Source organism: Polynucleobacter sp. UK-Mo-2m-Kol15 (assembly GCF_018881505.1).
GTDB lineage: Bacteria > Pseudomonadota > Gammaproteobacteria > Burkholderiales > Burkholderiaceae > Polynucleobacter.
Genome location: NZ_JACVQC010000001.1, coordinates 69,784 through 91,866, shown reverse-complemented (window position 1 = coordinate 91,866; position 22,083 = coordinate 69,784). Strand labels below are relative to the sequence as shown.

21 protein-coding genes and 1 tRNA gene are annotated in these 22,083 nt (G+C 46.3%); 5 read left to right on the top strand and 17 right to left on the bottom strand.

Annotation, left to right across the window (positions count from 1 at the left end; translation table 11 throughout):
- Positions 1 to 85 precede the first annotated feature (85 nt).
- The 4 genes from ICN43_RS00455 to ICN43_RS00440 form a co-directional block, all read right to left on the bottom strand.
- Positions 86 to 1,042: a ribose-phosphate pyrophosphokinase gene (locus ICN43_RS00455; protein WP_216196725.1), complete on the bottom strand. Its 957-nt coding sequence runs from the start codon at positions 1,040 to 1,042 to the stop codon at positions 86 to 88.
- Between the two features lie 72 nt (positions 1,043 to 1,114).
- Positions 1,115 to 1,191 (bottom strand) — tRNA-Gln (locus ICN43_RS00450).
- Positions 1,192 to 1,196: 5 nt separating this feature from the next.
- Entirely contained in the window at positions 1,197 to 2,069 is an 873-nt protein-coding gene (gene ispE, locus ICN43_RS00445; RefSeq protein ID WP_255533365.1) for a 4-(cytidine 5'-diphospho)-2-C-methyl-D-erythritol kinase, read from the bottom strand.
- 10 nt (positions 2,070 to 2,079) lie between these two features.
- Complete coding sequence (locus ICN43_RS00440) at positions 2,080 to 3,567, bottom strand: outer membrane lipoprotein LolB (protein ID WP_216196723.1); 1,488 nt, start codon at positions 3,565 to 3,567, stop codon at positions 2,080 to 2,082.
- 35 nt (positions 3,568 to 3,602) lie between these two features.
- Between ICN43_RS00440 and mutM the strand changes: the two genes are divergently transcribed.
- Positions 3,603 to 4,439, top strand: coding sequence for a bifunctional DNA-formamidopyrimidine glycosylase/DNA-(apurinic or apyrimidinic site) lyase (mutM, locus tag ICN43_RS00435; RefSeq protein ID WP_216196722.1), 837 nt, complete (start codon positions 3,603 to 3,605; stop codon positions 4,437 to 4,439).
- Entirely contained in the window at positions 4,424 to 5,584 is a 1,161-nt protein-coding gene (mutY, locus tag ICN43_RS00430) for an A/G-specific adenine glycosylase (RefSeq protein ID WP_216196721.1), read from the top strand. Before mutM ends, mutY begins: the two co-directional genes overlap by 16 nt.
- On the opposite strand, the gene rapZ is transcribed toward mutY, so the two are convergent.
- From rapZ to ICN43_RS00385, 9 genes are all read right to left on the bottom strand, one after another.
- Positions 5,529 to 6,419 (bottom strand): RNase adapter RapZ, encoded by an 891-nt coding sequence (rapZ, locus tag ICN43_RS00425; RefSeq protein ID WP_216196720.1) that lies wholly within the window; start codon positions 6,417 to 6,419, stop codon positions 5,529 to 5,531. The genes mutY and rapZ overlap by 56 nt on opposite strands.
- A 1-nt stretch (position 6,420) precedes the next feature.
- On the bottom strand, positions 6,421 to 7,410 hold the full coding sequence (gene hprK, locus ICN43_RS00420; protein ID WP_216196719.1) for an HPr(Ser) kinase/phosphatase: 990 nt from the start codon (positions 7,408 to 7,410) through the stop codon (positions 6,421 to 6,423).
- The gene (locus ICN43_RS00415) at positions 7,407 to 7,865 is read right to left on the bottom strand and encodes a PTS sugar transporter subunit IIA (protein ID WP_216196718.1); all 459 of its coding nucleotides are present in this window, start codon (positions 7,863 to 7,865) and stop codon (positions 7,407 to 7,409) included. Before ICN43_RS00415 ends, hprK begins: the two co-directional genes overlap by 4 nt.
- A gap of 33 nt (positions 7,866 to 7,898) precedes the next feature.
- Positions 7,899 to 8,222, bottom strand: a complete 324-nt coding sequence (gene hpf, locus ICN43_RS00410; RefSeq protein WP_216196717.1) for a ribosome hibernation-promoting factor, HPF/YfiA family — start codon at positions 8,220 to 8,222, stop codon at positions 7,899 to 7,901.
- 192 nt (positions 8,223 to 8,414) lie between these two features.
- Positions 8,415 to 9,182 carry an LPS export ABC transporter ATP-binding protein gene (gene lptB / locus ICN43_RS00405; protein WP_216196716.1) on the bottom strand — a complete coding sequence of 256 codons (768 nt, stop codon included), beginning with the start codon at positions 9,180 to 9,182 and terminating at the stop codon, positions 8,415 to 8,417.
- Positions 9,179 to 9,736, bottom strand: coding sequence for a lipopolysaccharide transport periplasmic protein LptA (lptA, locus tag ICN43_RS00400; protein ID WP_216196715.1), 558 nt, complete (start codon positions 9,734 to 9,736; stop codon positions 9,179 to 9,181). The genes lptB and lptA overlap by 4 nt, the downstream gene beginning before the upstream one ends.
- The gene (gene lptC, locus ICN43_RS00395; protein ID WP_216196714.1) at positions 9,733 to 10,377 is read right to left on the bottom strand and encodes an LPS export ABC transporter periplasmic protein LptC; all 645 of its coding nucleotides are present in this window, start codon (positions 10,375 to 10,377) and stop codon (positions 9,733 to 9,735) included. The genes lptA and lptC overlap by 4 nt, the downstream gene beginning before the upstream one ends.
- A gap of 12 nt (positions 10,378 to 10,389) precedes the next feature.
- Positions 10,390 to 10,962: an HAD family hydrolase gene (locus ICN43_RS00390; RefSeq protein ID WP_216196713.1), complete on the bottom strand. Its 573-nt coding sequence runs from the start codon at positions 10,960 to 10,962 to the stop codon at positions 10,390 to 10,392.
- Positions 10,963 to 10,997: 35 nt separating this feature from the next.
- Entirely contained in the window at positions 10,998 to 11,990 is a 993-nt protein-coding gene (locus ICN43_RS00385; protein ID WP_216196712.1) for an SIS domain-containing protein, read from the bottom strand.
- Between the two features lie 11 nt (positions 11,991 to 12,001).
- Here ICN43_RS00385 and ICN43_RS00380 point away from each other — a divergent pair, with 11 nt between their 5' ends.
- Complete coding sequence (locus ICN43_RS00380; RefSeq protein WP_216196711.1) at positions 12,002 to 13,984, top strand: monovalent cation:proton antiporter family protein; 1,983 nt, start codon at positions 12,002 to 12,004, stop codon at positions 13,982 to 13,984.
- A gap of 25 nt (positions 13,985 to 14,009) precedes the next feature.
- On the opposite strand, the gene uvrA is transcribed toward ICN43_RS00380, so the two are convergent.
- Entirely contained in the window at positions 14,010 to 16,898 is a 2,889-nt protein-coding gene (uvrA, locus tag ICN43_RS00375) for an excinuclease ABC subunit UvrA (protein ID WP_216196710.1), read from the bottom strand.
- A 37-nt stretch (positions 16,899 to 16,935) separates the two neighbouring features.
- Between uvrA and ICN43_RS00370 the strand changes: the two genes are divergently transcribed.
- Together ICN43_RS00370 and ssb are read left to right on the top strand one after the other, a co-directional pair.
- Positions 16,936 to 18,123, top strand: coding sequence for an MFS transporter (locus ICN43_RS00370; protein WP_216196709.1), 1,188 nt, complete (start codon positions 16,936 to 16,938; stop codon positions 18,121 to 18,123).
- 43 nt (positions 18,124 to 18,166) lie between these two features.
- Positions 18,167 to 18,622, top strand: a complete 456-nt coding sequence (ssb, locus tag ICN43_RS00365) for a single-stranded DNA-binding protein (RefSeq protein WP_215333974.1) — start codon at positions 18,167 to 18,169, stop codon at positions 18,620 to 18,622.
- A gap of 73 nt (positions 18,623 to 18,695) precedes the next feature.
- On the opposite strand, the gene queF is transcribed toward ssb, so the two are convergent.
- Genes queF through ilvA form a run of 3 tightly spaced genes read right to left on the bottom strand, consistent with a single transcriptional unit; the run spans position 18,696 to position 21,965 of the window.
- Complete coding sequence (gene queF / locus ICN43_RS00360) at positions 18,696 to 19,523, bottom strand: NADPH-dependent 7-cyano-7-deazaguanine reductase QueF (protein ID WP_216196708.1); 828 nt, start codon at positions 19,521 to 19,523, stop codon at positions 18,696 to 18,698.
- Positions 19,523 to 20,431, bottom strand: coding sequence for a 5'-nucleotidase (locus ICN43_RS00355; RefSeq protein WP_216196707.1), 909 nt, complete (start codon positions 20,429 to 20,431; stop codon positions 19,523 to 19,525). Before ICN43_RS00355 ends, queF begins: the two co-directional genes overlap by 1 nt.
- Before the next feature lie 13 nt (positions 20,432 to 20,444).
- A complete protein-coding gene (gene ilvA / locus ICN43_RS00350) occupies positions 20,445 to 21,965 on the bottom strand; it encodes a threonine ammonia-lyase, biosynthetic (RefSeq protein WP_216196706.1) in 1,521 nt (506 codons plus the stop codon).
- Between the last annotated feature and the right edge of the window lie 118 nt (positions 21,966 to 22,083).

Genomic DNA, 22,083 nt, shown 5'->3' with positions numbered 1-22,083 from the left:
CTTTGATTATATCTTGGGAATTCAGGGTTTTGCCTAGAAATGGCACAATACTGCCAAAAACACGGCTAGAAACCTTATTTTTGGCTTATTCAGCGAACATCGACATTACTGAATCACCCTTACTAATGCGGGAAAGGGTCTCAGCTAGGATGGGGGCAACGCTCAATTGACGAATTTTGGCAATTTTCATTGCTTCTGGGGTCAACGGAATAGTGTCGGTAACGACTAATTCATCCAATTCGGAGGCTGCAATGCGGGCAACGGCACCGCCAGAAAGCACGGCGTGGGTACAGTAGGCAGTAACACCCTTAGCACCACGCTCTTTAAGCGCTTCAGCGGCCTTACAGAGCGTTCCGCCGGTATCGATAATGTCATCCATGATCACGCAATGGCGGCCTTCTACTTCGCCAATTAAGTGCATTACTTCTGACACATTAGCTTTTGGGCGGCGTTTATCAATAATCGCCAAATCTGTGCCTAATTGCTTTGCCATTGCGCGGGCGCGAACAACGCCACCGATGTCCGGCGAAACAATGATGAGATCTTTTTTGGTCTTTTGGGCCTCTAGATCGGCCAAGAGGACTGGTGATGCATAAATGTTATCAACAGGAATATCAAAGAAACCCTGAATTTGGTCGGCATGGAGATCCATGGTTAAAACACGCTCAATGCCAGCTACGGACTGGAGCATGTTGGCAACGATTCTAGCGGAGATGGCAACCCGAGCTGAGCGCGGGCGACGGTCTTGTCTAGCGTAACCGAAGTAAGGGATCACTGCGGTTATACGGCTTGCTGATGCTCGTTTTAGGGCATCAATCATAATCATGAGTTCCATCAAACTATCGTTCGTTGGGGCACAAGTCGACTGAATAACTACAACGTTCTTGCCACGAACATTTTCTTGAATCTCAACCTGGATCTCACCATCTGAGAATCGACCAACAAATGCTTTTCCCATCGGGAGATTGAGCTCTTTGGCTACCGCATGGGCCAAAACTGGATTTGCATTACCTGTGAAAAGAGTCAGTAAATCAGCGTTCATTGGAGCGGACATAGGTGATTTTGGAGTTTGGTAAGGGTCGAATGGATGTCTTTTGGTCTTATCTACAGTGCTTGGCAGGGGAAGAAGGATTCGAACCTTCGCATGCTGGAATCAAAATCCAGTGCCTTAACCAGCTTGGCGATTCCCCTACAGGTCAATCTGAAGAAATCAAATTGTAAGCGGGATTTTTATTTAGCCCTCGAACAATTCGACCTATCCATCCTTTTGGAAGATTTAGCAGAAGATTTTCTAGGTTTGCGGTGTCCGTCTTAGGGTCTAAGGCGGCAAATACACTGCTTCCAGATCCGGACATGCACGGGGCCGAGTTTGGCACTACCTTGTCAATCCAATCCAATGCTTGCTTCACTTCAGGACATTTCTGCACCGCTATTGCCTGACAATCATTTGACCGATATGAGCTTGGCGATGCAAGAAAGCCATCTATTGTAATCGGAGCATGATCTCTGGTCAATTGAGGGTCTTGAAAAATCTGAGCAGTGGCGATTCCTTGGTTCGGAAAGATCACAACAAAGTCTTGGGATTCCAGGGGAATTGTTTGTAATTTCTCACCAATTCCCTCGACAAAGGCATTTTGGCCAAAGATGAAAAATGGCACATCGGCGCCAAGTTTTAGGCCGAGCTGGCAAAGTGTGGCCTTTTCTAGCTGAAGGTTCCAAAGATGATTTAGGCCAATCAGGGTAGATGCTGCATCAGAGGACCCTCCGCCAAGGCCAGCTCCCATAGGAATATTTTTCTCTAGCCTGATTTCAGCGCCACCATCAATCTGGCAGAAATCTTTTAGGAGTTGGGCGGCACGGACCACTAAATCTTGTTCTGGGGGTATCCCTGGAATGGGGTCGATGCGACGAATTTCATTTTCGGGGATTTGCTTTAGGTTGAGGATATCGCACCAATCAATTAACTGAAAAACAGATTGCAGGAGGTGATAGCCATCAGCGCGTCGCCCAACAATATGAAGAAAAAGGTTGAGCTTTGCAGGGCAACGAAGTTCTATCCCATTACTCATCATTCATACTTCACTGGCTTGGAACATCAAAGACTAGACGGATATCAATTGACCCAATATTGGAGCTACGCGTCATTGTCAGCTTTTCTAACAGCTGAGCATTATTCCAACTGTAATTTAGAGTCCAGCCATCCTGAGTTATTTTACTAACTTGCCCCTTGTCATTACGCTCAATACTCGCATTGCTACCGGGGCGCGTATGTCCACGCAACCAGGTAGATAAACCCCGAGCAGGCAGGGGAAGTCCTAAGGTATTTTGAATAAGAGTGTCAGCATCAATAGCAGTGTTTAGTTGACCATTGCGCTCCAGAATTGCCTCACCAGGCTTGATTGTAATTTTTGCAATGGATCCACCTACTGGGTTACGAATTTCCAAAACATCAGTTAACGCATCTTGAGTCAAAGTGAATCCACCCGATCCACCTTGATTTTTACTTTCGGTGAGTCCTATGACCTTTACTGCAAAACGACCATCCCATGAGCCTTTGAGGGTATCATCCGCCACAGACCAATCAGGCTTCAAGCGCCTCAAGGTTTCTTTGAGAGTGGGGTTATTGGCATCTAACTGTTGCCCCTTACGCCACGCATCTTCAGCTTCGATCGGCCGATTCATAACCCACAAGACTTCACCGATATGTGCGGCAATATCGGCTTCAGGCTTCATATTAAAAGCTTGTTGTAGTTGCTCAAGCGCTAATTCATTTTTGCCCATGCGAAAGTTTACCCAGCCAAGGCTATCCAAAATAAAACCATCTCTAGGCGAGAGTTCGTGTGCTTTGCTAATGAGCCTATAGGCTTCAGGCAATTTCTGATTGCGATCAGCGAGTGAGTAACCAAGTGCATTCAAGCTATTTGCATCATTTGGATTCCTGCGCAAAATTTCACGCAGAATTTTCTCCATCACATCCAGGCGCCCAGATTTCTCAGCAGACATGGCATAGGTATAGAGAATGCTAGGATCCTTTGGCTCCGGCCTTAATGTCGAGACGATTTCGTAGAAAGCTCTTAATGCTTCTGATTCGTCGCTCGCTTTGGCCAGTAGGGCCTGAAGCTGAAGCAAGGTATTTTCTCGTTCTGGTAATGTCTGCTGATTCAATAAGGAGACAGCAGGCTTGACTGCATCTGACCAGCGTTGATTCAGAATCAAAAGGGTGACAAGAACCTCTTTGGGTCTAGTTTGCTTGGGCTCAGATAATTTATCCCAAGTTTGAGCAGCTTGCAGCGCAAGATCAGGCGCGCCGGCAGTAATCGCAATCTCCATAGCCCTCTGTGCCAAACGGGGATCATCCAATTGCCGAGCAAGCTCTAGATAGGTGTTGTAGGCAAGGCCAGCTTCGCCACGTTGTAAAGCGATTTCAGAGGCCAGGACCTCAAATACTGCTTGACCGCTATCCAGGCTACTGCTTTTAGCAACGGTAAAGCCAGAGGAGAGGCCTAAGCCAAGCCCAGCTGAGAGCAATAAGGCCCTTAAAGAAGGCTTTAATGAAAATTTGGTCATGAGCACATTCTAATCCGCGAATCTACAATCCATTTATGCCAGAACTTCCAGAAGTAGAAGTGACCCGTTTGGGTATTGCACCCCATTTAGAGGGGCGCAGGGTGAGTTCGGTCAAAATTATTGATGGTCGCTTGCGTTGGCCGGTACCCAGTAATTTAAATGCACTACTTTCTGGTCAGAAAGTCGTAGGAATAGAGCGCCGCGGTAAGTATCTTTTGGTGGAGCTGGATACCGGTCATCTGCTGATGCACTTAGGAATGACCGGAACATTGCGAGTACTTCCTGGTAGTGATCCCTTAAAGCCCCATGATCGCGTGACCTTTGAGTTTGGTAAGCTCAGTTTGCGTCTACATGATCCCCGAAAGTTCGGCGCTGTTTTATGGCATCCAAAATCCAAGGGGCCGATTGAGGCCAATAAGCTCTTACAAAAACTCGGGGTAGAGCCATTTTCTCCAGAGTTTTCAGGTGAATTGGGCGCGGATATCCTATACCGGCACTCACGCAAACGCAGTCTTGCGGTAAAGCAGTTTTTACTAGCAGGGCAGGCTGTAGTTGGTGTTGGCAACATCTATTGCTCAGAAAGTTTATTCGAGGCGGGGATACATCCGACAAAGGCTGCTGGAAAATTAACGCGGCCGCAATGCTCTAGGCTAGCTACTGCAGTGAGATTGATTTTGAAAAAAGCAATAGCTGCGGGTGGCAGTAGTTTGAAAGACTTTGTGAATAGTGACGGTAATCCAGGACACTTTATGGTGCAAACCAAAGTTTATGATCGTAAGGATCAGCCCTGTAGGGTTTGTAAGACGCTCATCAAACAGATAGTGCAAGGTCAGCGCTCTACTTATTTTTGTCCTCAATGTCAGAAGCGCTGATCAAGCACTTCGCCGTCAAGTTGATTGCTTGGCATGGTAAGGATGGGCGCCAAGGTTTGCCGTGGCAAAGTATTCGAGATCCCTACGCGGTATGGGTATCAGAAATCATGTTGCAACAAACCCAGGTAGCAACTGTTCTGGAGCGCTACCCCCGATTTATGAAACGCTTCCCAACGGTCAAAAAATTAGCTGCTGCACCATTGGATGATGTCTTGGCCGAATGGGCGGGGCTAGGGTACTATACACGCGCCCGTAATTTGCATGCCTGCGCTGTGCAAGTGATGGAAGAGTTTGGGGGAAGGTTTCCGGAGGACCCCATCTTGCTTGAGCAACTCAAGGGTATTGGTAAGTCTACTGCAGGTGCCATTGCAGCATTTTCATTTCATGTGAGGGCTCCGATTCTGGATGCCAATGTGAAACGCATTTTGGCAAGACTTTTTGGTATCGAGGGTTCTATCCAAGAAAAAGTAGTGAATGATGAATTGTGGTTATTAGCCGAAACACTCCTTCCCAAAAAAGCTACAGATATGCCGGTGTATACGCAGGCTCTGATGGACTTTGGGGCAACGTGGTGTACCTCTCGGAAACCGGTGTGTTTAGGTAATGAAAAGAAATGCCTATTCGAAAAAGAATGCCAAGCCAATCTTAGCGATCAAGTCTTGTTATTGCCTCGTAAAGTAGTTAAAGCAAAATCTCCTGAATTTAATTGCGACATGTTGTTACTTAGGCATGGTGACTCAGTCTTATTGCAAAGGCGTCCCGAGAAGGCTATCTGGGGTGGGCTATGGTCTTTGCCTGAATCTACTTGGAGCGCAAAAGAAGAAAGCACACAATCTGCAGCCAGCAGTCGGGCCAATCTGACAGCAAAAGAATTACTACAGTTGGTGCTGCCAGATGAAAAGATCTCTAGCGCTTTAAAGCATTCTCAATTGGTCGAGCGGGGGATAGAGATTAAGCATGTCTTTACGCATCGTCGTTTATGGATGCAGATTTGGAATATGACATCGAGTGATGCCGTGAAATTTACAAATGCTGATTTAAAGTGGATTCCTTTGCGGGAGCTAGGAAAGTACGGCTTGCCGCAACCGATTAAATTACTGTTGCAGGGACTGAGTCTAGCTCGCGGTGACGACTTAAGAAGTTGATTTGTAGTGCTGCTAAATCTTTTTGAGGTAAAAAGTGCGCCATGACGCGGCTAACAAGATAAACCGAGCGATGTTGTCCACCAGTGCAGCCAATTGCGACGGTAAGATAACTGCGACCATCTGCAATGTAGTGGGGCAACCATTTTTCAATAAATTGAACAATGTCATTTTCCATGCTGACGACCTCAGGAATTTTTTCCAAGAACTCGCGCACGGGCTGGTCTTTGCCAGATAGTGGGCGCAAAGTTTTGTCGTAGTGTGGGTTAGGCAAACACCGAACATCAAACACGAGATCAGCCTCGGTTGGCAAACCTTTTTTAAATCCAAAAGATTCAAAAATAACGGTGAGTCCTTGAGGTTTATCTTTTAGGAGATCCTGAATCCATGACCGCAATACATGGGCAGGCAGACTGCTGGTATCAATGCTGTGAGCCTGTGCACGCAAAGGTTCTAGGAGATTTCGTTCTTTATCAATCGCCTCTATCAGCGTCGCAGCCTGAGTCTCTTGAGTTTTTCCAGAGAGGGGATGACGTCTCCGGGTTTCGGAGAAGCGCTGAATCAGTGTGTTTGTATCGGCATTTAAGAAAATAATGCGCACCTGATTACTGCGACGAAGATTTTCTAGGATCTGGGGTAGCTCAGCAATTGACTGGCCACGACGAGCATCAATGGCTACTGCAATACGCTCACCCTTTTCATTTTCTAGCGTGGTGATGAGGCTTTCCAAGAGGGTGACTGGTAGATTATCTACGCAGTCGTAGCCCGCATCCTCAAAAGCTCTTAGTGCAACAGATTTACCTGAGCCGGAGATGCCGGTAATCAGATTGATTTGCATATTAAATGAGTCGACCTTGATTCTTGGAGGACTCTGCCTCAGCATTCATTTGTAAACGCTGGCGCTCCATAAATTCTTTTAGGGTATCGATACCGCGTAGCTGCAAAATGGTATTACGAACTGCTGCCTCTACAAGAACTGCTAAGTTTCGTCCTGCGGCGACCTGAATTTTGACGGTCCTAATGGGGACGCCTAATACTTCAATATGCTGAGCTTCTAGAGGTAAGCGCTCGAATTCACCATCATTACGACGAACTAATTGCACTATTAAGCGCAATTTCAATTTCCGGCGCACGGCTGTTTCACCAAAGATGGTGCGGATATCTAATAAACCCAGTCCACGAACCTCTAAGAGGTTGCGCAAGATTACGGGGCAGCGACCTTCAATATAGTCTGGCCCAAGACGAGCGAAGTCTACCGCATCATCGGCTACCAAACCATGGCCACGAGAAATCAGCTCTAAACCCAATTCGCTTTTGCCAAGACCGGATTCACCCATAATTAGGACGCCTAAGCCCAGGATATCCATGAATACGCCATGCATGGTGATCTGAGGGGCGCCAATCTTAGTAAGATAGGTTCGCAGGTGGTCAATCACCTCGGCGGCTGATATGGTTGTTGTAAAGAGTGGAGTGGAAGATCTTTGGCAGAAAAGTTGTAGGTCAGCGTCAGCTACTTTGCCATCCGCGACTATGACGCAAGGTGGCGTCTTGGAAATTAAGCTAGAGATCTGATCTTGTTTTTGCTTTGGTTCAAGCTCGGCATGATAGTCAACCTCTTGCTCACCAAAAATCTGAATACGGCTCGGATGAATGAGATTTAAGTGACCTACTAGGTCTGAGCTAGCTGCAGCCGCTTTCACTGCCTCTGGAGGGAACGTGCGGTCAGCGCCTTCAAGGCCGCCAATCCAGGAGAGCTTTAAGTCCGAGACATTGTCATCAAAGATCTGTTGGGCAGTAACTCCATCTAGGAGTAAGGTCTGGGTTGTCAAGCTGCGCCCCAATTTTGTAATAGTTGGCACACCTTCTCTGGGTTGTCTTCCGAGATAAGCAATTTACGTACGTCTTGGTCAGACAGGAGTTGTGCAATCGAGGACAGAATTTCTAGGTGCTGCTGGGTTGCTTTTTCTGGAACGAGTAAAAAAATCAAAATAGAGACTGTTTGACCATCGGGCGCAGCAAATTCAATCGGATCTTTTAATTTTACGAATGCAGCAATCGGATTCTTCAGTCCTTTTACTCGACCATGTGGAATAGCAACACCAGCACCCAGAGCGGTAGAGCCTAAGTCCTCACGAGCATTTAAGAAGCTAACAATCGCCTCTGCTTCGAGTCCCGCTTGCTTTGCAAAGAGTTGTCCTACGGCCGCAAATATCTCAGCCCGATTTTTGGAGGGGCTATTTAAGGCAATGCGGTCTAAGGCGAAAAGATCGGTCAGGGAATTCATGTTGCTTGATTATAGGTGTCCTGACAATCAGGATCACTCAAAGTGTTTATCGTGGTGATGATCTTGGATCTTTTCTTTATGTTTAACTACCTGGCGCTCGAGTTTATCGACTACAGCATCCATGGCATGGTAGAGGTCAGCATTATGTGCCTCAGCATAAAGATCCTTGCCCTTAAGATGAATAGTGATCTCGGCTGCTTGACGAAGATTTTTTTCTTTAGCGTTATCGACAATCAAAAACGCAGAAGCATCTAAGACATGATCAAAGTGTTTGCGAATTTTGGCTAATCCAGCCTCGAGGTGGGTACGCATGGCTGGAGTAACTTCGACATGACGGCTATTAATTTTTAGATTCATCAGCAGCTCCTATTCATAGCAAAACAAAATGCATGCGCAAATAATTACTCGGAGTGCGCAGCAGGCCCCTGTAATGTCGTACTTGTTTTTATAGAAATGAACTTCATGAACCTCCAGCGTATCAGCGATTATGCTGAAAACCAAGGGGGGAGATCATTTTTATTTAATAAATATTCGAAAAAATCTGAATATCTACATGCGGAAGTTTTCGCCCAAGTAGACTTTTCTGACGGAATCGTTTTCGATGATTTGGTCTGGTTTGCCTTCCGCCAGCACGCTACCCTCGCTGATGATATAGGCGTGATCACAAATACCCAAAGTCTCGCGAACATTATGGTCGGTAATGAGAACGCCAATTTGGCGATCCCTTAAGAAGCGCACAATCCGTTGAATCTCTCCAACAGCGATTGGGTCAACACCGGCAAAGGGCTCATCCAATAGAATGAACTTAGGCTGTGAGGCTAGGGCCCTAGCAATCTCAACACGACGACGTTCTCCACCAGAGAGGGAAAGTGCTGGGTTATCGCGTAGATGGCTGATTTGAAGTTCGCCCAAGAGCTCATCTAAGCGACGTGCTATTTCAGTCTTGCTTAATCGCTTGCCACCTTGAACTTGGAGCTCTAATACTGCTTGAATATTCTCTGCCACATTTAACTTTCTGAAAACAGAAGCCTCCTGTGGAAGATAGGATAGCCCCATGCGAGCCCGCTCATGAATAGGAAGTCGCGTGATGTCTGTGCCATCCAGAATAATATTGCCGCCGTCTAATGGAACCAAACCAACAATCATGTAAAAAGAGGTTGTTTTGCCGGCACCGTTTGGCCCCAAAAGTCCGACTACTTCGCCGCACTTGACTTCAATCGACACATCTCGCACTACCGTGCGGGATCCATACCGCTTTTGAAGATGATGGGCACTTAAGGTTGCTGGGGTTTGCTTATTGCTGGAATCCGTGGTCATTTTTCTAGTGTAGCTTTTCTTCTTGGTGAAAGGATCGCTCTAGCCTGAGGCAGGTCTTCTGCTTTGGCGTTGGTAGGTGGTGAGACTTGATAGCGCTGCTTGACATCGTCATAGTCGATTTTCCAGCCGCGTAATTGATCCAACATTTGCATATTGAGAAGACGCTTTAAGTTGGCATCTCCGGTTAGCGTCAGAAGTTCAGTCTTGGCGTTGTAGGTAACGGCTTTACCTAGACCCTGCATAAACTCATTGGCGGGGCCTTCACGTCTTTGCCTAAAGCTGGCACTAGCCTTAGGATTGCCTTGCATATCAATGTATTCAAAACCCTCAGGATCGACCTTGATATTAGCTTTCTCGCCGGTAATCAAAATACTACCTTTGATTAAGAGTACTTCACCATCTAGTTCATAAACTTGTTGTACATCATTCACAGAAACTTTTTCTGCCTCCAAGATAATCGGTTTATCTTGATCAGCTTTCTCAGCATGAGAGCTGCTGATGAAGACATTCACTAGCAACACAGTTGCAATAGTCCTACTACGAAATAGACTCATGGCTGTCCACCTTGTTGCTCACGCTCGATACGACCTCTTACTTGGCCAGATAAAACCATGCTTTGTTCGATGTTATTAAATATGCCGCCATCAGTTGCTTGGATGACAGAAAACCCTTGCTCAAGCGTAATAGGCTTATCAGTCTCAATGATGTCATCATTGATAAGTACTTTGAAATAAGAGGAGCGCGCAAGCATGCGAGGTCTTGCCGGCTCTGTTGCTGATGCAGCTTGTGGCGGACGATAGATTTCAGCGTTATCCATAAGATCTAAAATCGTTAGATCACCATCTAAATGGCCCATATCTGCTTTAACAGTAATCGGTGATTTTGCGGGCGGAAACAAGCGTATGCGAGGTGTTTCAATGTCAATCGAAGCATCGTCGTCGTAGTGAATCACTTTTTTACCGAGCACTCGGTATTTAGTGTTGCCAAATTCATCAAGAGCAGATAAGGCGCCATTGGTAATGATGTAGTCTGGCACATGAAGGCGCACACGTTCAATTGCCGATTTTTCTGCAGGGGTATTTTTCTTAACCAACCAAAATGTGACGAGTGTGAGCGTTCCCATCAGAATCAAAGGCATAAGGCGTAACGATGTACGCCAGATACCAAGTTTGATTTTTTGGGTGTTCAGTTCCATTGCAAAATGACCTTAAGCGCGTGCTTTGGCAAGTAATTCCTCGTAGCGATTTTGTGCTTTTAGAATCAGGTCGCATACTTCACGCACTGCGCCACTACCGCCGGATCGAGCGGTGACGAAGTGAGCTGTTTCTTTCACAGCATCATGCCCTTGTGCGGGACATATCCTCAAGCCAGCAGACTTCATTATTTGAAAATCGGGCCAATCATCGCCCATGACGGCGCAATCGGATGGCTTAAGTCCAAGCGATTGCAGTATCTTTTCTAAAGCTACAGCCTTATCTTCAACGCCCATATGAACATGAGTAATGCCTAACTCTTCACAACGACCAATCACCATTTTTGAGCTACGCCCGGTAATGATCGCTGTCTGAATACCAATTTTTTCTAACAGCTTAATTCCTAATCCATCCTGAATATCAAAAGCCTTGAGAGATTCTTTGCCGTTCTCACCAATGAATACTTGACCATTAGTCAGAACGCCATCGACATCGAGAACAAGCAATTTGACTGCACCAGCGCGCTCCCAAGCTTGTGGATATTGACTCAGAGGGTTGGTATTGTGAGCGTTAAAGGCGCTAGGCATATTGGTGGATCAATGTGTTGTTAAGAGTGGATAACTTAAATGACCTTGGCAGCAAATAAATCATGGAGGTTGAGTGCCCCAAGCAGCTTGCCCTTAGGGTCAGTTACGACCAGATGATTGATGCGATGTTTTTCCATCATCTCAATAGCCTCTTCTGCCAACAGCTCGGGAGGAATCGTACGTGGCTCTGAAGTAATTGCTTGTTTTAAAGTGAAGCCGTCTAAATTAGTACTTTTTTCTAGTAGGCGACGTAAGTCACCATCAGTAAAGATGCCGGCAACTTTACCTGCATTGTCTAAGACAACTACCATGCCCATACGTTTAGCAGTCATCTCAAGTAAAGCATCTTGCAAAGAAGCGGATATTGCAATCTTAGGAGTCTCATCGAAGCTCCGCATAACTTCGCTAACATGCATAAGCTGTTTGCGACCTAGGCGACCGCCCGGATGTGAGCGTTGGAAATCTTCCGCTTGAAAGCCGCGAGCATCTAGCAAGGCAACTGCTAGTGCGTCACCCATAGCGAGCGCTGCAGTTGTGCTGGTGGTTGGGGCTAGGTTGAGAGGGCAAGCCTCTTTCTCAACGCTAGTATCTAAATGGGCATCTGCTAATTTAGCTAGTGATGAATTTGGGGCTCCGGTGAGTGCAATCAGTTTTGCACCAGTGCGCTTGACAATTGGCACGATAGTGAGAAGTTCATCAGTTTCTCCAGAATTCGATAGAGCAACAAAGACGTCATCACGGGTCACCATACCTAAGTCACCATGACTGGCTTCAGCAGGATGAACAAAAAAAGCAGGTGAGCCAGTTGAGGCAAATGTTGCTGCAATCTTTCGAGCAATATGTCCTGATTTACCAATTCCGGAGACAACGATGCGGCCTTTACAGAAGTGCAGTAAATCTACCGCCAATAAGAGTGCGTCAGCGTTGGCGCCTTCAAGGCGATCACGCATGGTGTGCAGTGCAGCAGCCTCAATTGTGAGAGTGTCACGTGCAAGCTTTAGGGTTCGGTCACGAGTCTTAGCTATCATGGGGTGAGTATATGCCGTCAGTCCTTCAGTTAACTCTCATCTTGCTGGCCTCTGGAGTGGCCGGGGTGGTTATTTTCCGCTATTTTGGGCTACCCCCCATTTTGGGCTATTTAGCCATTGGCGTCCTCATTGGGCCGCATGCCCTTGGTTTGGCCAACGATTCAGAGACTGTAAAGTATTTAGCTGAATTTGGGGTGGTTTTTTTGATGTTCTCAATTGGTCTGGAATTTAATCTCCATAAGCTGCGGGCCATGCGGACTATTGTATTTGGCTTGGGCGGTAGCCAGGTCATTTTGACCATGTTGCTAGCAGTGCCTGCTAGTTTGCTAATGAACTGGATTTATCCTATTTCTTGGCAGGCAGCCATCGCTCTAGGGGGCGCCCTAGCGATGTCCTCAACCGCCATCGTTACTAAGCTCATTGCCGATCGTTCAGAAATAGAAACTGAACATGGACGCAACATCATTGGCATCTTGCTATTTCAGGATTTGGCAGTAGTTTTTCTGCTTATTTTGATTCCTTCGCTTGGTAAAAATCCTGGAGATTTGTTTTTGGCGCTAACAGCGGCATCCATCAAGATCACAGTAGCTTTAGCTCTCATTTTCGTCATAGGCCAAACTTTGATGAGTCGCTGGTTTAGTTTGGTGGCTAAATTGCGCTCCCAAGAGCTATTCATGCTCAACCTCCTTCTCATTGTTTTAGGTATGGCAGGCCTAACTGAACACTTTGGCCTATCTCTAGCCTTAGGCGCGTTTTTGGCTGGAATGTTAATTGCCGAGACGCCTTATCGCCATCAGGTGGAAGAAGATGTCAAGCCCTTTAGAGACGTCCTCCTCGGCCTCTTCTTTATTACTGTTGGCATGCTGTTGGATTTTGAGGTCATTCATCAACAGTGGATGCTAGTCTTACTTTTGCTGATTGGACCTCTAGTATTTAAGTTTGGTTTGATTGCCTTACTCTCACGTGCTTTTGGCTCAAGTCCTGGCATCTCCATTCGGACAGGTTTGTGTTTGGCGCAGGCCGGTGAGTTTGGTTTCGTATTGCTCAATCAAATCGATGGTTTAGATTTAATTGATCCCGCTTTGAGTCAAGCTGTGTTAGCGGCAATGTTACTCTCCATGTTCGGTGCACCTTTCTTGATTCACCATAGCGATCAGATTGCGATGCGCTTCTCAACGAATGAGTGGTTGCTTCAGTCACTGGCATTAACTCGAGTTGCAGCAAAAAGTGTTCGCACAGAAAAACATGTAATTATTTGTGGGTTTGGTCGCTCAGGCCAAAGCTTGGCTCGGATGCTTGACCAAGAAAAAATTCCATACATTGCCTTAGACATGGATCCTGATCGTGTCAAGGAGGCCGCTACCGCTGGTGATAATGTGGTCTATGGTGATGCGAGTCGAGAAAATTATTTAGTAGCTGCAGGCTTATCCAGAGCGAAGGCTGTGGTGATTACTTATGCAGACACACCCGCCACATTAAAAGTATTGCATCAAGTTGAGCATCTTCGTCCAGGTATGACAGTATTAGTACGAACCAAAGATGATGCAGACCTAGGCAAGCTACAGGCAGCTGGTGCAACTGAGGTAGTACCTGAGCTGATTGAGGGTAGCCTGATGATGGCATCTCATGTCTTACTGATAATGGGTGTGCCCATGCGTAAGGTGGTGCGCCGGATTACAAGTGCGCGTGAGGCTCGCTACAGTCTTTTGCGTGGTTACTTCCGTGGCGTTGCTGATGAGGTAGATTCAAAGGAGTCATGGCGCTTGCATTCGGTAACTTTACTGCCCGAGTCAGCCAGTATTGGGCAGACCCTGGAAGAGTTGCATCTTGACAATGAGGGTGTAAGCGTACAGGCAGTCAGGCGCAAGATCGGTGGTTCTGATTATGTCAAGCTAGAGCTCACTCCAGACTTGCGCTTACAGGCCAACGATATCTTGGTGCTCTCAGGCAATTCAGAAGCGACTGATTTAGCCGAATCGAAATTGCTTGGGTGACCTAATTAAACAGTCTCAGTTTAAGTCACCTTTTCTTTTTTGCAGACGTCGGTTTGCGAATCAGTAGTGGTGCCAAGTAGTGGCCAGTAAAGCTTGCCCCATTCTTTGCAACCTCCTCAGGAGTACCAGTAGCAATAATCTGCCCGCCGCCAGCCCCCCCTTTAGGGCCTAAGTCAATAATCCAATCAGCGGTCTTGATCACATCTAAGTTGTGTTCAATGATGACAATCGTATTACCTTGTTTCTTTAGGGTCTGAAGAACAGTCAGCAATAACTGAATGTCATGGAAATGCAGGCCTGTAGTTGGCTCATCGAGGATGTAGAGAGTTCTGCCGGTATCGCGTTTAGAAAGCTCTAGAGAGAGTTTGACTCGTTGCGCCTCACCGCCAGATAATGTTGTGGCACTTTGACCCAACTTCACATAACCTAAGCCTACATCCAGCAAGGTTTTAAGTTTTCGTTTGACGATGGGAACTGCTTCAAAGAATTCATGAGCCTGCTCAATGGTCATCGATAACACTTCATGAATATTCTTTCCCTTATAGCGAATATCCAATGTCTCACGGTTATAGCGTTTGCCGTGACAGACATCACAAGGTACATAGACGTCTGGCAAAAAATGCATCTCCACTTTAATAACGCCATCACCTTCACAGGCATCGCAACGACCACCTTTCACGTTGAAGGAAAAACGTCCAGCTTCATAGCCTCGCTCGCGAGCAGCGGGTACGCCACAAAAGAGCTCTCTAATGGGCGTGAATAAGCCGGTATAAGTGGCAGGATTAGAGCGCGGCGTTCTACCAATGGGTGATTGATCTACGCTGATAACCTTGTCAAAGTTCTCGAGACCCTTGATGGCATCGTGTGCTGCAGGTTCTGCGTTCGAGCCATAGATGTGCTGCGCAACTGCGTGATGTAGTGTGTCATTAATGAGTGTGGATTTACCAGAACCAGATACACCAGTGACACAGGTTAATAAGCCAACTGGAATCTTGGCATGAACAGCTTGCAAGTTATTGCCGCGAGCACCAATGATTTCAAGGAACTTATCATTTACAGGAATCCGTTTTTCTGGAACAGCAATCCATTCACGTCCAGATAGATAGGCGCCTGTTAAAGACTTTAGATTGGCTTCCACTTCTGCTGGGGTACCTTCAGCAACTACTTCACCTCCATGCACGCCGGCACCAGGGCCAATATCAATCACATAGTCGGAGGCACGAATCATATCTTCATCATGCTCAACCACTAGCACGCTGTTACCTAAGTCACGCAAATGCTTCAGGGTACCGATCAGTCTATCGTTATCACGTTGATGTAAGCCAATAGAGGGTTCGTCTAGGACGTACATTACGCCAGTTAGACCAGAGCCAATCTGAGAAGCCAGGCGAATTCGCTGGGCTTCACCACCAGAGAGGGTATCTGCACTTCGCTCTAGCGACAGGTAGTCCAGGCCCACATCATTGAGGAATCGTAGGCGCGAACTAATTTCCTTAACAATCTTGTCAGCGATTTCTCGTTTTGCACCTTTAAGCTCTAGAGACTCAAAATATTCTTTTGCCTCTTTTAGCGGTAGGGCGCTGATTTCATAAATAGCGCGGGATTGTTTGCCTTCACCTACTTTGACAAAGCGAGCTTCTTTACGCAATCTACTGCCGCTACATGATGGGCAGATTTGAACATTTTGGTAGCGCGACAACTCTTCACGAACTGTTGCTGAATCAGTCTCGCGATAGCGACGTTCAAAGTTAGCAACAATACCTTCAAAGGCATGCTCACGAATACTGTTCTTGCCACGCTCATTAATATATTCAAAGGGAATAGTGATGTCACCTGAGCCCAGCAAAATCAGATCCTGCTGTTTTTTATTGAGAGTCTCAAAAGGTTTTTCAACATCAAACCCACCATGCTTAGCGAGAGTTTGTAACAGCTTAAAGTAAAACTGATTACGGCGATCCCAACCCTTGATTGCGCCAGATGCGAGCGATAAATCGGGATGCGCAACAATACGTTTTGGATCGAAGAAAGACTGATGACCCAAGCCATCACAAGATGGGCAGGCACCCATTGGGTTATTGAATGAGAAAAGACGTGGCTCTAGCTCTTGTAATGAGTAGGAGCAAATCGGGCAGGCAAACTTGCTTGAGAAAATCATTTCCTTGCCAGTGTCCATATTCACAATCATGGCTTTGCCATCAGCAAGGCGAAGGGCAGTCTCAAAAGACTCTGCTACCCGTTGCTGAATATCTGGACGTACTTTAATGCGATCTACAACTACTTCAATAGAGTGTTTATCGTTTTTCTTGAGAGTCGGTAATTGATCAACTTCAAAGATTTCTGCTTTTGCAGTATTAGTTGTGCCGCCACCAGAGCGCACACGAAAGCGTACAAAACCTTGAGCCTGAAGATCTTGAAATAGGTCTACGAATTCACCTTTGCGCTCACTCACTACTGGGGCCAAGATCATGAGCTTGGTATCCTCCGGCATGGCTAAAACCGTATCCACCATTTGCGATACGCTTTGCGCTTCTAGTGGCAAATCATGATCTGGACAATGTGGCGTTCCAGCGCGTGCAAATAGTAAGCGCAGGTAATCATGAATTTCTGTCACTGTGCCTACGGTTGAGCGAGGATTGTGGCTGGTAGCCTTTTGCTCAATTGAGATTGCTGGGGAGAGGCCCTCGATCGTATCAACGTCCGGCTTTTCCATTAATTGCAAAAACTGACGTGCGTAGGCAGATAGTGACTCAACATAGCGACGTTGACCTTCTGCGTAAAGGGTGTCAAAAGCCAAGGAGCTTTTGCCAGAGCCAGATAGACCGGTCAAAACGACCAATTTCTCTCTAGGGATATCTAGATTGATGTTTTTGAGGTTGTGCGTGCGTGCACCGCGGATCTTAATTTCGTTATTCATGATTTTTTAGCGTAACTTGTTAATATAGCTCTTTCCCATGAATCCTTCTGAACTTCGCTCTACTCTAGCCTTAGCAGGCATATTTGGCCTTCGTATGCTGGGCTTATTCCTCCTTTTGCCTGTTTTCAGTATTCATGCGCGGGGTTTACCCGGCGGTGAGCATGCTCTGTGGGTTGGCTTAACCCTCGGAATTTTCAATATTGTTCAGGCTTGTTTTTATATTCCCTTAGGCCGTCTTTCTGACCGAATCGGCCGAAAACCAGTTGTTTTATGGGGCTTATCCCTATTTGTTGCTGGTGCTTTGATATGTGCCGCAAAGGATGATCTCCTTTGGATTGCCATCGGGCGCGGCATTATGGGTGCTGGCGCAGTTTCTGCTGCAATTTCTGCCTGGGTTTCTGATTTAACACGTGAGCAGGTTCGTACTCGGGCAATGGCCCTAGTAGGCGGGAGTATTGCACTTTCATTTGCTTTATCCCTCGTGATTGCAGCGCCCATTTATCGGGTCATGAGTTTGAGTGGTATTTTTGTGGTCTTAGCCATTTTGGGCGTATTCGCAATGTTTGTGACCCTCTATGTTTTACCTAGTAACAAGATAGAAGTAAGGGTGCAGCAAGCCTCCTTAAAAGAGGTTTTCTTTATTCCCGAATTGATGCGTCTGAATTTTGGCGTACTCCTATTGCACGCAACACAAGTTGCCATGTTTCTAGTGATGCCACATTTATTGGTAGAAGCAGGTCTGCCGCTGACTGAACATTGGAAAATATATTTATCGGTTGTCCTATTATCATTTTTAATGATGGCGCCTATTTTGATATTTGGTGAGAAACGTCACCGCCTGCGACTAGTTTTTTTAATTGCGATCATTTTTCTTATTATTGCTGAACTTTTATTCTCCCAGGCAAGATCAATTCTCTTCATAGCACTCTCTTTATTGATTTACTTTATTGGTTTTAATCTTTTGGAGGCCCTACTGCCTTCCCTAGTGTCTCGGTTTTCAAATCAATCGAAGGGAACCGCCTTAGGTATTTTCAATACTACCCAATCAATAGGTTTATTTTTTGGCGCTGCTGTAGGAGGTTACTTAATTGATATCCTTGGCGATATGGCGGTCTTTGAAATCAGCGCAACACTCCTTTTGTGCTGGCTTATAATTGCTTGGTTCATGGGCGAATTGCCTGCGAAAGCAGTAGATTCAAAAAATGCAGCAGAAGTAAAGACATAACCTTTAGTAGTAATAACAGCAGTATTTTTCTTCGGGAGACAACATGGCTTCGGTAAATAAGGTCATCATCGTAGGTAATGTAGGGCGCGACCCAGAAACACGTTATATGCCAAGCGGCGACGCAGTAACTAATATTTCAGTAGCGACATCAGATCGTTACAAAGATAAGCAGTCTGGCGAAATGAAAGAAACCACAGAATGGCACCGCGTTGCATTCTTTGGAAAACTTGCAGAGATCGCTGGTCAATATCTCAAAAAAGGTTCACAAGTTTATGTAGAAGGTCGTTTACGCACGCGTAAATGGACTGATGCTAGTGGTCAGGAAAAATATTCTACTGAGATCGTTGCAGAAACAATGCAAATGCTTGGTGGCAAGCCAGTGGGTGGCAGTGGTGATGGTGGTGAAAGCTACAGCCGCTCAAAGCCGGCTGAGCAATCTGCACCAGCATCTTCAAATGCTGCATCCCTTGGCGCAATGGATGACGATATTCCGTTTTAAGTAATGCATTAATTCGTTTTGCTCAATATAAAAAGCCCTTCAAGAAGGGCTTTTTGCTTACCTACTGATTTGTTTATTGTCTTGAATGACGAATATTTTCCGGCCAAGGTGCATTGTGATCGGTGCGGAAAGGGTTGATATCTAGTCCGCCACGTCGGGTATAACGAGCGTAGATGGAGAGTTTCTCTGGCTTGCATTTGCGTTTGATATCGGTAAAGATCGTTTCAACACAATGCTCATGAAATTCGCCTAATTGTCTAAAGCCAATCAGGTAGCGAAGTAAGCCTTCTTCCAAAATCGGACGACCCTGATAGCGAATTTGTACGCTTGCCCAGTCAGGCTGTCCAGTTACCGGGCAATTTGATTTGAGTAAATGAGAGACTAAGCATTGCTCAATCGGTCCAAAAGATTCATTTACTTCGAGCAAGGCAGGGTCAGCAGATAGGCTTGGATCGATCTCAATATCGAGGCGGTCCATCAGAACACCACTCATCTCCTGCATTCCCTTTTTTGCAACTATCTCATTTTGATTGACGCGAGTAGCAACCTTGCTGCCAGCTACTGCTGATAAGTCCGCAATCAATCTTTCGCGCACTTCCGCCTCATCTTCAAAGCGTGCACTATTAAGGCTATTCAGATAGAGTTTGAATGATTTGGACTCAATCATGTTTGGTGAATCCGCTGGTATCTGAAATTCTGCAAGTGCAATCTGTGGCTTCCCTTTTTTATTGAGCCAGCTGAGCTCAAAGGCATTCCAAATATCAACACCCACAAAAGGCAAGGATTGATTAGGTTTGATATCCAGCTTAAGGCGATTTTCAGAACGCGGAATGGGAAAGAGCAAGCCCGGATCATATTGATCTGGATATTCCGATGCTTTACCAAGAGGGATTGTGGACATTAGCTTTTAGGTTTATTGGACACACCAGATACAACGTGACCAGTAGGCGCTACTGATGCGGCAGATTGGCAATGACCCGTTTGGTCATCAAAGAAAAAGTCTGGCTCGAATTCGCGAAGGAATTCACTTTTGGAAAGTCCACCAAGAAACATGGCTTCATCTACATCGATGCCCCAGGCCATCAGCGTACGAATAGCACGTTCATGTGCGGGCGCAGAGCGAGCGGTAACTAAGGCAGTGCGAATACGCATCCCCTTCTCGCTAGTACTGCGTTGCAGCCGGTGTAGGGCTTCTAGTAAGGGTTTGAATGGGCCTGGTGGAAGAGGGATTGCAGCCTTCTTGCTTTCGTGATCTACAAAGGCTATTAAACCTTCGCTCTGAAAGACTTGTTCCGCTTCATCGGAAAAGAGAACGGCATCTCCGTCAAAGGCAATACGAATTTCATTGGGGTGAGACTCTGCTGTCTTGCTGGATTCTGGATAAACGCGGGCCGCAGGAAAACCTGCATCAATAGTGGCACGCACATCATCTTCATTAGCCGAGAGAAACAGATTCGCATGCAAGGAGCGGAGGTAGTGATAGGGTGGTCGCCCCCTTGTAAATACTCCGCGCTCTAAATGCAAACCATGGTGTTCAGCTGAGCGAAATACGCGTAAGCCACTCACAGGATCATTGCGAGAGAGAATTACCACCTCAACACGCTGCTCACCCTCTTCATTAAAAGCAAGCAACTTCTTTACTAATGGAAAGGCTACACCTGTTTGTGCTGCCTTAGAAAGGCGCTCTAATTGTAGTTTCATATAGGCGCTGTCATCAGTTGACTCAAAGATACGATTCTCTTCTTCAAAATCAAATAACGCACGCGATGAAATCGCAACAACGAGTTTTCCAGTGAGTGTGTATGACATTGCTAGTTACATCTCATTTAAGGAATAAGCGGTAAGCCGGGTTATCAGTTTCGTTCCAGTGTGGATAACCCAATTGAGCTAAAAAGCCTTGGAATTTCTTCTGTTCATTTTTGGGAACCTGAAGACCTACCAAAATGCGACCATAGTCTGCGCCGTGATTGCGATAATGGAAAAGACTGATATTCCAATTGGGCGCCATGCTGGTGAGGAACTTCATGAGTGCACCTGGGCGCTCTGGAAATTCAAAGCGGTAGAGTAATTCATCTTGAGCAAGAGAAGAACGGCCACCCACCATGTGGCGCAGGTGGGATTTCGCGAGCTCATCATGCGTGAGATCGATGGTTGCAAATTTTGCTTTACGGAAATGCTTTGCGATAGTGGTGCTATCGGTTGCCTTATTCGTGCTAATACCTACAAAGATATGCGCTTCACTTTGATCGGCAATGCGATAGTTAAATTCTGTAACATTGCGATTACCGAGTAACTCGCAGAAGCGTTTGAATGAGCCACGTTCTTCAGGAATAGTGACAGCAAAAATAGCTTCACGGAATTCGCCAACGTCGGCGCGTTCAGCCACAAAACGTAGGCGACTAAAATTCATATTCGCGCCGCAAGCAATTGCAACTAAAGTTTTCTTTTTCAGCCGATGTTTCTCTACATACCTCTTCATCCCTGCAATAGCCAGGGCACCAGCAGGCTCCAAAATGCTACGAGTATCAGTGAAGACATCATTGATGGCAGCACAGATTTCATCAGTATCAACGGTGATGATGTCATCGACTACGCGTTTGCATATGCGGAAAGTTTCTTTCCCAACGAGTTTGACTGCAGTGCCATCTGAGAAAAGACCGACATCTTTCATCTCGATGCGCTTGTTAGCTTCGAGTGATCGTCTCATTGCATCTGAGTCAACTGACTGAACGCCAATCACTTTAGTTTTAGGGCTGACTGCTTTGACATATTCGCCGATACCTGCAATCAGGCCGCCGCCACCAATTGCAACGAAAATGGCATCAATTGGTTCTTGGTATTGTTGAAAAATTTCCTGGGCAATCGTGCCTTGCCCTGCGATGACATCGGGGTCATCAAAGGGGTGGACAAAAGTTAAACCCCGTTTTCTCTCTAATAGCTCAGAGTGTTTGAAGGCGTCGCTGTAGGATTCTCCATGCAGGATTACCTCAACCCAGGGTCCGCCACGCGCCTTTACAGCATCAATTTTGACGCTAGGGGTGGTGAGTGGCATCACGATAACTGCCTTGCACTTCATTTTGGCTGCTGCAAGGGCCACACCTTGGGCATGATTGCCTGCTGAGGCTGCAATAACCCCTCTTTTTAAGGCTTCTGGGGGCAAATGGGCCATTTTGTTATAGGCGCCACGTAGTTTGAAGGAGAAAACCGGTTGGTTGTCCTCTCTTTTGAGTAAAACTTGGTTGCCTAAGCGCTTCGTGAGTTCGGGGGCTACTTGGAGCTCTGTTTCCCTAGCCACATCGTAGACTCGGGCCGATAAAATTTTCTTTAAATAGTTCGTTGCCATGCGATGAGCGTACCATGAATGGGCGCTAAGCCCTTAAATTTGCAAGGGTTTATCCCTTAAGTCAACAACTTTCCACGTTTCCTGCCAATATCAGTATCCCTCAATTAAAATGCATATT

Bases quoted from the DNA above. Each gene is read 5' to 3' on its own strand.
- ICN43_RS00455 (WP_216196725.1), bottom strand. From the start codon at position 1,042: ATGAACGCTGATTTACTGACTCTTTTCACAGGTAATGCAAATCCAGTT.
- ispE (WP_255533365.1), bottom strand. From the start codon at position 2,069: ATGAGTAATGGGATAGAACTTCGTTGCCCTGCAAAGCTCAACCTTTTT.
- ICN43_RS00440 (WP_216196723.1), bottom strand. From the start codon at position 3,567: ATGACCAAATTTTCATTAAAGCCTTCTTTAAGGGCCTTATTGCTCTCA.
- mutM (WP_216196722.1), top strand. From the start codon at position 3,603: ATGCCAGAACTTCCAGAAGTAGAAGTGACCCGTTTGGGTATTGCACCC.
- mutY (WP_216196721.1), top strand. From the start codon at position 4,424: ATGTCAGAAGCGCTGATCAAGCACTTCGCCGTCAAGTTGATTGCTTGG.
- rapZ (WP_216196720.1), bottom strand. From the start codon at position 6,419: ATGCAAATCAATCTGATTACCGGCATCTCCGGCTCAGGTAAATCTGTT.
- ICN43_RS00415 (WP_216196718.1), bottom strand. From the start codon at position 7,865: ATGAATTCCCTGACCGATCTTTTCGCCTTAGACCGCATTGCCTTAAAT.
- hpf (WP_216196717.1), bottom strand. From the start codon at position 8,222: ATGAATCTAAAAATTAATAGCCGTCATGTCGAAGTTACTCCAGCCATG.
- lptB (WP_216196716.1), bottom strand. From the start codon at position 9,182: ATGACCACGGATTCCAGCAATAAGCAAACCCCAGCAACCTTAAGTGCC.
- lptA (WP_216196715.1), bottom strand. From the start codon at position 9,736: ATGAGTCTATTTCGTAGTAGGACTATTGCAACTGTGTTGCTAGTGAAT.
- lptC (WP_216196714.1), bottom strand. From the start codon at position 10,377: ATGGAACTGAACACCCAAAAAATCAAACTTGGTATCTGGCGTACATCG.
- ICN43_RS00390 (WP_216196713.1), bottom strand. From the start codon at position 10,962: ATGCCTAGCGCCTTTAACGCTCACAATACCAACCCTCTGAGTCAATAT.
- ICN43_RS00385 (WP_216196712.1), bottom strand. From the start codon at position 11,990: ATGATAGCTAAGACTCGTGACCGAACCCTAAAGCTTGCACGTGACACT.
- ICN43_RS00380 (WP_216196711.1), top strand. From the start codon at position 12,002: ATGCCGTCAGTCCTTCAGTTAACTCTCATCTTGCTGGCCTCTGGAGTG.
- uvrA (WP_216196710.1), bottom strand. From the start codon at position 16,898: ATGAATAACGAAATTAAGATCCGCGGTGCACGCACGCACAACCTCAAA.
- ICN43_RS00370 (WP_216196709.1), top strand. From the start codon at position 16,936: ATGAATCCTTCTGAACTTCGCTCTACTCTAGCCTTAGCAGGCATATTT.
- ssb (WP_215333974.1), top strand. From the start codon at position 18,167: ATGGCTTCGGTAAATAAGGTCATCATCGTAGGTAATGTAGGGCGCGAC.
- queF (WP_216196708.1), bottom strand. From the start codon at position 19,523: ATGTCCACAATCCCTCTTGGTAAAGCATCGGAATATCCAGATCAATAT.
- ICN43_RS00355 (WP_216196707.1), bottom strand. From the start codon at position 20,431: ATGTCATACACACTCACTGGAAAACTCGTTGTTGCGATTTCATCGCGT.
- ilvA (WP_216196706.1), bottom strand. From the start codon at position 21,965: ATGGCAACGAACTATTTAAAGAAAATTTTATCGGCCCGAGTCTACGAT.